Annotated in this window: 11 protein-coding genes and 1 pseudogene; all 12 read right to left on the bottom strand. The window is 40.5% G+C overall.

The annotated features are described in order from the left end of the window. On the bottom strand, positions 1-244 hold a 244-nt coding region (locus JCM19039_RS25670), incomplete at its 3' end, for a hypothetical protein (protein WP_238545060.1). A gap of 554 nt (positions 245-798) precedes the next feature. Continuing rightward, positions 799-1317, bottom strand: coding sequence for a hypothetical protein (locus JCM19039_RS13990; protein WP_193744247.1), 519 nt, complete (start codon positions 1315-1317; stop codon positions 799-801). 29 nt (positions 1318-1346) lie between these two features. Beyond that, positions 1347-1646 (bottom strand): polysaccharide deacetylase family protein, encoded by a 300-nt coding sequence (locus tag JCM19039_RS22230; RefSeq protein WP_052398809.1) that lies wholly within the window; start codon positions 1644-1646, stop codon positions 1347-1349. Between the two features lie 15 nt (positions 1647-1661). Continuing rightward, on the bottom strand, positions 1662-2420 hold the full coding sequence (locus JCM19039_RS13985) for an SDR family NAD(P)-dependent oxidoreductase (protein WP_193744246.1): 759 nt from the start codon (positions 2418-2420) through the stop codon (positions 1662-1664). Next, positions 2410-3450 carry a M20 family metallopeptidase gene (locus JCM19039_RS13980; RefSeq protein WP_307190268.1) on the bottom strand — a complete coding sequence of 347 codons (1041 nt, stop codon included), beginning with the start codon at positions 3448-3450 and terminating at the stop codon, positions 2410-2412. Before JCM19039_RS13980 ends, JCM19039_RS13985 begins: the two co-directional genes overlap by 11 nt. Before the next feature lie 164 nt (positions 3451-3614). Next, positions 3615-4601, bottom strand: a complete 987-nt coding sequence (locus JCM19039_RS13975) for an ABC transporter ATP-binding protein (RefSeq protein ID WP_042428206.1) — start codon at positions 4599-4601, stop codon at positions 3615-3617. Continuing rightward, entirely contained in the window at positions 4585-5592 is a 1008-nt protein-coding gene (locus tag JCM19039_RS13970) for an ABC transporter ATP-binding protein (RefSeq protein WP_042428204.1), read from the bottom strand. The genes JCM19039_RS13975 and JCM19039_RS13970 overlap by 17 nt, the downstream gene beginning before the upstream one ends. Before the next feature lie 8 nt (positions 5593-5600). Continuing rightward, positions 5601-6488: pseudogene (locus tag JCM19039_RS28015) on the bottom strand (ABC transporter permease). Between the two features lie 26 nt (positions 6489-6514). Further along, positions 6515-7465: an ABC transporter permease gene (locus JCM19039_RS13960; RefSeq protein WP_042428202.1), complete on the bottom strand. Its 951-nt coding sequence runs from the start codon at positions 7463-7465 to the stop codon at positions 6515-6517. Between the two features lie 81 nt (positions 7466-7546). Beyond that, positions 7547-9145: an ABC transporter substrate-binding protein gene (locus JCM19039_RS13955; RefSeq protein ID WP_042428199.1), complete on the bottom strand. Its 1599-nt coding sequence runs from the start codon at positions 9143-9145 to the stop codon at positions 7547-7549. Positions 9146-9169: 24 nt separating this feature from the next. Further along, entirely contained in the window at positions 9170-9553 is a 384-nt protein-coding gene (locus tag JCM19039_RS13950; RefSeq protein ID WP_042428196.1) for a RidA family protein, read from the bottom strand. After that, positions 9546-10211: a transcriptional regulator gene (locus JCM19039_RS13945; RefSeq protein ID WP_042402484.1), complete on the bottom strand. Its 666-nt coding sequence runs from the start codon at positions 10209-10211 to the stop codon at positions 9546-9548. Before JCM19039_RS13945 ends, JCM19039_RS13950 begins: the two co-directional genes overlap by 8 nt. Between the last annotated feature and the right edge of the window lie 365 nt (positions 10212-10576).

The following is a 10576-nucleotide window of genomic DNA, read 5'->3' as shown; positions in this document are numbered from 1 at the left end:
TAGATCGCAATTTGTGACCGTTGACTCCGTTTATGTGCACATCCACATTAAAAATGATGATTTTTCTTTCCCAAGTGTCACTTAAATGAATATATGGGGCATTTGGACATCTTTCCACACCGTAGCCAGTAGGCAGAAACGTGAACCGTGTCGCCCTTGTAAACACGGTGGCTGTTTTTTGGCCACCGATGTTGTCCTTGTGCTCTGGAGTGCATAGAAAACACGGGGGGCGTACTTTGACCACCGCTGTTGCACTTGTAGTCTGGACTGCTTAGAAAACACGGTGGCTGTTTTTTGGTCACCGATGCTGTCCTTGTGCTCTGGAGTACAACCATCCGCCAGCAGTAAAAAGTACCAACTAACTGTGCTAATCAGGAAAAGGTTTAGTTCATTCCATATAGATCATGATAAAAGCAATCTAGATCGTTTCGGGGTGATCTAGATCGTCAATTTCCTAATTATACCTAAATGTTATCCAGCTAGAGATGTTTATAAGCACACACTACCTCAACATCGATAGAGCGTAGGTACAAACTTCAGACCAAACTTCTTCCTATACATGAATGTTGGGAGTTCCCGCCAGCATTGCTCCCCTAGCTCAATGGGGATGCGAACATGACGGGCTGTGTATTATTACTTGAAAACATAACGTTCAATATATATATATAGATCGCCCAGACACTGGAAGAAACTGGTGTTTGGAGCGATCTAAATTACAGTTGTCCACAATTAACCACACTGAAGTTTAAACTTTGTTCTACTAAATTCTCTTCATGAACAATAGGCTTTATTGATTGTTTATGCTGGTTCATACCTTCCAAATTTTTCACCTTGGCTAAATCGAAGCGCAATTTCTTCCATCGTTGTAAACGTAAACCCTCGCTCGATGAGGGTGTCTAACCATCGCTCAAATGCTAATAATCGATGACCTCGACCAGATACTTGCGGATGAAGGGTGACGACCAGATTGCCGTTTTTGAAATCTCTTGACATGTACGACGCATCGTCAAGCCAATTATCATACATGTACTCTGGCTTTTTTAAACCTGGTATAAAGCCTGATGTCCCCTTTGAAAACTCAAGATACGGATAATCATCTAAAGACCAGGAAACAGGAATTTCAATAATTGTCGTTTGATCCCCGAAAATAGGTGGCTTCTGTTTTGGAAATTGATCCTGACTTCTTGAATAATAGGGTGAGTAGTCTTTGCCCATCTGACTACTATCATAGATCAGTCCTAACGCCTCGATGTTTTTGATTGTTCTTGATGAGACATCCCAAGAGGGAGAACGAAATCCTTTCGGTGACTTACCCATTAAATCAGACGCCACATGAAAAGACCTATTCAAGATATCAAGTTCTTCCTGCTCGTCAAGCAGATTAAAATTCTCATGATCATAACCATGTATCCAATTTCATGACCGTCGTCATGAATATCTAGACATATTTTTGGGTAGGTTTCCATCGTATGTCCTGGTATAAACCACGTTGACTTTAGATTTCTCTTTTTAAGTGTATGAAGGAAGCGTGGGACTGCTTCTGCACCAAATTCACCTCTTGAGATTGAACTCATTGACGTCATATCTTTTTGCAACCATAACGATATCGCATCAAAATCAAATGTAAGACATATATTCCCGCTCATCGATCACACTCCATTTTAATAAGAAGCACTAATTGTTCTGCCTCCGTCAATAATAAATTCCGCACCGGTTGTATATAAAGACTGGTCTGACAATAAAAACAGCACAGTGCGAGCGATCTCTTCGCTGTTGCCAATACGACCAAGCGGAACACCTTTCTGATAATCAACCTTTTCATTCTTTTCTCTATCTTCACGATGCCTCATCATTTCTGTATCCACAAATCCTGGGAACACTGCGTTTATGCGCACTTGCTTGTCTGCATACTCTAGTGCTCCATGTTTGGTAAGTGTCCGAATTGCCCCTTTACTCATTCCATATAATGACACATTTTTAGCTCCAACTAGCCCTGCTGTTGAACTGTTATTCACAATTGATCCCCCGCCGTTTTCAACCAAATGAGGGATGAACGTCTTCATTCCTAGAAATGTTCCTAGCACATTTACATTCATAATCTTATGAAAATCGTCTACCGAAGTATCGACTAATGGCTTAATTAGGAATACACCTGCATTATTAAACAGACCGTTCACTCGCTCGTATCTGTTTAGTACTTCGCTTTTCACTTGTTCCCAGCTTTCCTGAGAAGATATATCATGGGGGAGAAAGTCAACTTTACCCGGATACTCTTCATGCAATTCTGCAAATGTACGATGACCAGCATCTTCATTCTTATCAGTAATAATGACATTTGCTGATTCAAAGAGTAGCATCCTAGCTACTGCTTTCCCAATCCCATTGCCACCACCTGTAACAACAATCGTTTTACCTTTCATCATCTGCACCTTGTTTCTCTTGCAGCGCAAGTGAAATAAACATCTTAGCCGCATTTAGCATACAACGTTCATCCACATCAAATTTTGGATGGTGGTTCGGATATACAGCATTAATCTCTTCATTTGCACCACCGATAAAGAAAAAAGCACCGGGCACTTCTTTTACATAATAGGCGAAATCCTCCATTCCTGGAGATGGTAATAAATATTTTACATGAGGTTTTCCTACAACGTTTTGCGCAAGATCATCAACTTTCTCTAAAGGTTCAGGGTGATTGTATAGTGCGGGATAGCCACGCGTATAGGAGATGTTTGCTGTCCCTCCTAACCCTTCACAGACAGCTGTTGTTACTTGTTTTATTTTCTCTTCAATGGTATCTCGAACTTCAGCATCAAACGTTCGAACCGTACCCGACATTTTCGTGTTTTCCGCAATAATATTAAAGGCTTGTCCTCCATTTATCTTACCGACTGTAATTACACCTGTCTTTAAAGGGTCAACTTGTCTGCCGACGATTTGATGCAATTGGTTTAATACTTGAGACGCAATATAGATTGAATCTACGGTGACATGTGGTTTTGCCCCGTGTCCCCCTTTTCCAATGATTTCTATATCAAACTGATCACCAGCAGCCATCGCATAATCACCAATAATACCAATCGTTCCTAAAGGGATGGACGTCCACACATGTGCTCCGTAGATCTCATCGACCCCATCAAGACAACCATCCTCAATCATTGAGATGGCACCACCTGGAATTTGTTCCTCAGCAAATTGATGAATGAATATAATGGACCCGCTAATTTTATCTTTATGTTGACTAAGCACTTTCGCCGCACCTAGCAAGCTCGCTGTATGGATATCGTGCCCACACGCATGCATCGCACCGTCCACAGTTGATTTATAATCCACGTTCTTCTGATCTTGAATCGGCAAAGCATCAAAATCTGCTCGAAATGCAATCGTTTTTCCCGGTTTTTCTCCTTGAAGCTTCCCTACAACACCTCTGCCTCCAACTTCCGTTCTCACTTCTAAGCCTAAATCACGTAAATAGTTTGCTATTTTTTGGGGGTGTGCACTTCTTGAAATGATAATTCCGGATTCATGTGCATCTCACGTCGAAATTCGACCATCTCGGGATATATCGCTTGCAAATCTTCAAATAATTTTTCGGTCATGACCGCTCACCCTTTCTAATATAAATGACAAGCAACCCCATGCTCACTGCTAACATGTTTAAATTCTGGAGCTATCTCCTTACATACATTCATCACGTGGGGGCATCTCGTGTGAAACTTACAGCCATTCGGAGGATCGATAGGAGAAGGTAAATCTCCTTTTAACGTAATTCGTTCTTTTTTGATACTTGGACTTGAACTTGGAATTGATGATAGCAGCGCCTGTGTATACGGATGTAGCGGGTGTTTATATAGTTCATCTGTTTCTGCCTTTTCTACGAGGTTGCCTAGGTACATTACTCCCACTTCATCAGCAATATGGCGAACGACACTTAGGTCATGCGCGATAAAAATATACGCCAAGTCAAATTCATCTTGAATGTCTTGCATAAGATTAATGACTTGCGATTGAATGGACACATCGAGTGCAGACACAGGTTCATCACATACAATAATTTCTGGATTAACTGCTAACGCTCGAGCGATGCCTATTCGTTGCCTCTGACCTCCAGAGAATTCATGCGGGAACCGAAAGTATTGGTCTTCTCTAAGGCCAACTTTGGCGAGTAGATCCATCGCTCTCGTCATTCGATCCTTTCCACTATACAGTCGGTGGATTACCATCGGCTCCTCTACCGCATTTCCGACACGCTGCTTTGGATTGATTGAACTATGGGGATCTTGAAAGATCATTTGCATTTCTCTTCTCATCTTCATGAGCTCTTTTCCTTCTAGAGAAAAGAGGTCTTGCCCTTTATATACTGCCTTCCCTCCTGTCGGCTCAATGAGCCTGAGAAGCGTCCGACCTGTCGTGCTCTTCCCACAACCAGATTCACCAACAATACCTAGTGTTTGCTTCCTCTTTAATGTGAAGCTCACAGAATCAACTGCACGTACGTTATTAATCGTTTTCCCTAGCGCATTTGTTATGGGAAAGTGTTTTTGTAATTGATCAACGACCAAAAGTTCATCTTGCACTTGTTCTTCATGTGGAGCCGACATTCATTCCTACCTCCTCTCTACTTTTGATTTCTTTATAATTCCAGCACCGCACCTTTTGGGTCCCGCTGGCAGAATCAAGAGATGGCGCCTCTGATTTGCATTTCTCTGTCCGGAAGCTGCAACGTTCATAAAACCGGCAGCCAGGAGGTATGTTATTTAATGAAGGAACGGTTCCTTGAATAACGTTCAATCGTTTGGAGCGATCACCATCAATTTTTGGCACAGACTGCAATAGCCCCGTATATGGATGCAATGGTGACTCAAATAGATCATGAACATTTGCCTCTTCAATCACTTGTCCGAGATACATGACGACCACTCTTGAACATGTTTCTGCAACAACGCCAAGGTCATGTGTAATGAGAACAACACCCATGCCCTGCTTCTCTTTTAAATCTTTGATAAGATCAAGAATCTGAGCTTGAATGGTTACATCAAGCGCAGTCGTAGGTTCATCAGCAATCAATAATTCTGGTTCACAAGCTAAAGCGAGCGCAATCATTGCTCTTTGCCTCATTCCCCCTGATAGTTCATGAGGAAATTCATGGACGCGCTTTTCAGGAGAAGGAATCTCAGTAAGTCGAAGTAATTCAACGGCCTGAGTATAAGCGTCTTTCTTACTCTTATTCTGGTGAATCATGATTGCCTCAGCAATTTGATTTCCTATCGTATACACAGGATTTAGAGAACTCATCGGATCTTGAAAGATCATAGAGATTTCATTCCCTCTTACTTTTCTGAGCTGTTTTTCCTTTAGATGAAGCAAGTTTCTGCCCTTAAAAAGAATTTCCCCAGAGTAGTCCGTCGTTCTCCGGTTTAACAACTGCATAATCGATTCTGATGTAACACTTTTCCCACAACCTGATTCCCCTACAATTCCGATCATTTCACCTTTTTCTACATGAAATGAAACATCATCAACTGCTGTCATTTTTCCATTTTCCGTCGTAAACGTTGTTTTAAGCTGGTGGACTTCTAATAATACTCCCATTTGATCACCTATTTTCTATGTGGATCTAATAAATCTCGTAACCCATCTCCAAATAAATTAAGGCCAACACCGCCATAACGATAAATGCACCAGGGAATATGGTCATCCACCATGCGGAATGCAACACGCTTTTTCCTTCATAGATAATGTTTCCCCAGCTTGGTGTTGGCGCAGGGATCCCTGCGCCTAAAAACTTAGACTTGCCTCAATAATAATGGATATCGCAAATACATAAGTTAACTGGACAATTAAATGAGAGAGCGTGTTTGGAGCAATATGTCGCCAGATGACTCGAAATGATTTTGCTCCTTGGGCTTTTAATACTTCAATATACGTTTGTTCCTTTATAACGAGCGCGGCGGAACGAATGACACGAGCAACAGTAGGGATCATGACAACACTAAGCGCTAAAATAACATTTGTTGGGTTCGGACCATCGCAGCCATAATGGCAATCGCTAGAAGTATTGGTGGGAACGCCATTAACCCATCAGCAAACCTCATTAACACGTGGTCAAGTGGTCGATAATACGCGGAATACAACCCGATAAGTAAACCAAAGAATGCAGAAATGGCTGCTACCGACAGGCCTACATACATCGAAACTTGTGTACCGTAAACGACGCGGCTAAACAAATCTCTTCCTAGATTATCTGTACCCATGAAAAACTCTGAACTCGGCGCGCTCAGACGTTCTGTTGGGTGAATATCATACGGGTCATGGGTTGCAATAATCGGTGCAAACAAACCGACAACAACAATAACAATCAGAATAATGGAACCAAAGGTTACTGAAGGGTTGGTTAGAAAACGGCGAATGAATAGCTTTCTTTGTTTTCGCTTCAGTGCTTGTTTATTCAGCTGTGGTGTATTCACTTCAAGTTGATTAACCTGCATAGCATTTCCTCTCTTTTCGTTAGCAGTTACTTTCGATTAAGGCGCACTCTTGGATCAATTAATCCGTACATTAAATCAACAACTAGATTAATGACGACATAAAACGTTGCAATTAGTAAAATAGAGCCTTGCACCACTTCGAAGTCCCGTCTCGTAATTGCATTAATTATCAATTGTCCAATGCCAGGAATATTAAATACCGTTTCAATGACAACTGCACCTGCAATCAATTGACCAAACGTTTGCCCAATAACGGTGAGAATTGGAATAAAAGCATTTTTTAGCGCATGTTTAATGACGACGACCGATTCTTTCGCTCCCTTTGCAACAGCTGTTTTTACATAGTTGGAATGGAGAACTTCTAGCATGGATGACCTTGTTACTCTTGATATTAAGGCTGCTTGAATTGCACCGAGCGCAATTGCAGGCAAGATTAAGTAACGCACATGCTCAAAAACGCCGGCGGAAAGAGGTTGGTACCCTGCAACAGGCAATAGAGAGAAATGTACAGCAAAGATTAATACTAATAGTAGAGCCAACAAAAAGTTAGGTACCGAAACGCCGAATAACGAAAAACTCATTACTAAGCGATCAAGATAAGTTCCTCTTCTACTCGCTGCGATGATCCCCATTGGGATAGCGATAAGAATAGCGATAGCTTGGGATAAAATAGCTAATGAGAATGTAGGGCCTAATTGGTCAAAAAATGCGTTCAATACTGGCTTATTCATATAAATCGACCAACCTAAATCTCCTCTTAGAACATTGAAAAACCACGTAACGAACTGTTCATAGATTGGGAGATTCAACCCCAAATTCTCTCTTAACTGTTCCACGTCCTGTTGAGTTGCTTCTGGACCGAGTATGACAGCCGCTGGATCGCCAGGTGTTAAGTGGATAATAAAAAAGACAACAACTGCCACAACAAGTAAAACAGGTATGACTGATAAAATTCTTTTGAGAATGTATGCTTTCATTATGTACTCACATCCTTAACTGTCCTCGAAAAGAAAGGAGATTTACGATAAACATTCAGATATCGTAAATCTCTGCTTTCATTACTCTTCTATACTCATATTCCAAAAGATCGGACCCATAAATTCTGAATATCCATCAATATCATCTGAATAACTCGAGATAAAGTTCACCATACCGACGTTAATAACAGGTAAGTCTTCCCAAATGATTTGTTGGAGATCTTCGAACAGTTCGGTTGCTTCATCTTGTGAATCAGCATATCGAATACCATCGAGATGCCGATCAATCTCTTCATTATTCGTCCAGCCTGCGTATTCATTTTCAGAATGCAAAAACGGATACGATAACGGTGTAGCTACAGTTGTAAATTGCGTAAAGAATATGTCCCAACCTTCTTTTTGATCTCTTCTTTCTAAAAGCGTTGCCCAGTCTGTTGCATCTAAGGTTGCATTCATCCCAAAGTCTTCTAATGCTTGCTGGGTAATAATAGCGGAGTTATAGTGGTAGCTATAATCCTCACTTGTTAGAATTGTTATTTCTTCTCCGCTGTAACCCGCTTCATCTAGCAACTGCTCAGCTTGCTCAAGATCATACACATCATAATGTTCTTCACCAGCTTGCGTATACCAGCTTGTCTGCTCTGGTCTCATATACGCAGGCTCCATTTCATAAAATGTTTCATCAGTGAACGCTAATGCCAAAAGGTCTTCATTATTCAAGCCATAATTCACAGCTGACCTTAACGACTGATCACCGAAAATTCCTTCTTTATTAAACACTAATGTTTGAAATCCAAACGGCCAAACATCATTGACAATACCATCTGCTCCTTCCAATTGATCGTAGCTATCTTGCGGCAATTGAAAAGCATAGTCATATTCTCCAGTAATAATGCCATTTGTTCTCGTAGAATCATCTGCAACGAAGTAGACAAACAGATCATCAACAAGGGCTTCTTTTTTTCCACCTAACCCATTAGGTTCTCCATCTAACGATTGATAATCATCAAACTTAGAGAATTGAATATAAGAATCGTACACCCAGTCCTCCACCTGGAACGGGCCTGTCCCGATATATTGTTCAACACCAGTAGAGCCGGCGCTGTCTATAATCTCTTTTGGCATGATCGCAGCAGCTTGAGTCACATCTGCAAGTGTGTACATTACGGAGATGGAAGGCTCGTCTACGTGAAGTTTGACGGTATACTCATCAATTTCTTCCCATGTTGAATCGCCCATTGCAGCAGCCGGTGCACCACCTGACTGCCACTTCTCCATTGATGCAACAACATCATCGGCGGTCATTTCTTCATCATTATGAAAAAGAACACCTTCTCTTAAATAAAAGGTAATTTCACTTCCGTCTTCATTCTCCTCAAAAGAGTCCGCTAGCATTGGAATTGGCTCATAGCTTACGTCAAAGGTTACGAGTTGCTCAAAAATTGGTCGAGCTAAGTCTCTTACTACATTCGTGTTTGTGACATGTGGATCGAGAGTTGGAGGCTGTGAATTCCAGGCGAGGCTAACAGAGTTTTCCGTTTCTTCAGTTGTCACAGGCGTCTCTTCATCACCTTGTTCATTTGTTCCTGTTACTGCATTTTCAGGCTCTGGATCTGCACATGCAGCGACAGTCATTGCTGATAAGATAAGAAAAGAAGACATCATGAATCGTTTATTCATTTGTAATGCTCCTCTCAAAATGGTTTAATCTTCAAAAACAGCAATTGCTTCTATTTCCACAAGAACGTCCTTTGGTAAACGACTTACCTCTACCGCAGACCTTGCCGGACGATGTTCCTGCATAAACTGACTGTACTCTTCATTGATTTCTTGAAAGTGGTTCATATCATTAATAAATATTGTTGTTTTTACGAGATTGGTTATTTTCATTTGTTGTGATTTCAAGATTGAATTAATATTCGCTAAAACTTGACGGGTTTGAGTTCGAACCTCTCTATGTACAAGTTGTTGATCGTTTGGATCAATAGGTAATTGACCTGATAAAAATAAAAGATTCCCTGCTTTAACCGCTTGGGCATAGGGTCCAATTGCTGCTGGTGCATCGTCTGTTACAATTTCTTCAACCATTATTCAATCCACCTTTTCCGATATGATACTCTTTTTCTGTTTTTATTTTTTGTAAATAATTGTATATTGTGAATTTAGAAACGTTTAAGTATTGGGCTAAATATTCAACGGCTCCTTTAATTAAAAACGCTCCCTTGTAATCGAGCCTTCGAACGATATCCACTTTCTCATCCATACTTAAATGATCAATTCCTTTGTTGAATTCGCTCACAACGTTCTCCACCATCTCTTCAATCACATCATGTACTGTTGAGTAGAATGATTCGTTTGCTTCTGTTCCGTCTTCAATAGAGAGAAATTGCTGTAATTCTTCTTGCAATGAAGATAACTTGCTAATATTTAGATTAATGCAGAGCGCCCCAACGACCCGACCCCCAATATCTCTTAAAAAGATGGTCGAGGATTTCATTATAATTCCATCATACGTCGTCGAGTAATTGGCTAGGTCTTTTACTTCTTCCGGCGGTTTTTGTAACTCTTTTAATACCAAATCCGTTGCCGGCGACCCGATATCTCTTTGCGTGAGTGTCCCTGATGAATGAATTAATGACTCATCCAAGTTACTGAAATCATGGACGACAACTTCGCAGTTAGAGCCTAACATCTTATGAATGATCTCTGCGGAGCGAATGGCTTGATCAAAAATTACACTATTCATATTTTCACCTCAAATTAAATTAATCCAGTTCACCTCACAACAAAAAATTTAAATTTTGTTCGATGATTACAATTTTTTGTATTTAACAGCTTTCCTTTTCAAAAATTCATTCTTTTTGTTCTATCTTAAGCAACATAATAGTTATTTATCTGAAATTTGTCAACATTATTTGTCAGATTATTTGCTCAAGAACTAATGAATTACAAAAAAATTGTAACAATAGATCTGTGCGAAATAGTAAATTTCTACAGTATATATTTTTTTAAAATAGAGTTTTTCGGCTTATAACTAAAATACATACCCCCTATTCCAATTAGGTCTAGCCAAACACCTTCTTTAATGACTGCCATTCGTATATGATGTAA

The organism is Geomicrobium sp. JCM 19039 (genome assembly GCF_000698145.1).
GTDB lineage: Bacteria > Bacillota > Bacilli > Bacillales > Marinococcaceae > Geomicrobium_A.
This window is presented reverse-complemented; position numbering and strand designations above follow the sequence as displayed.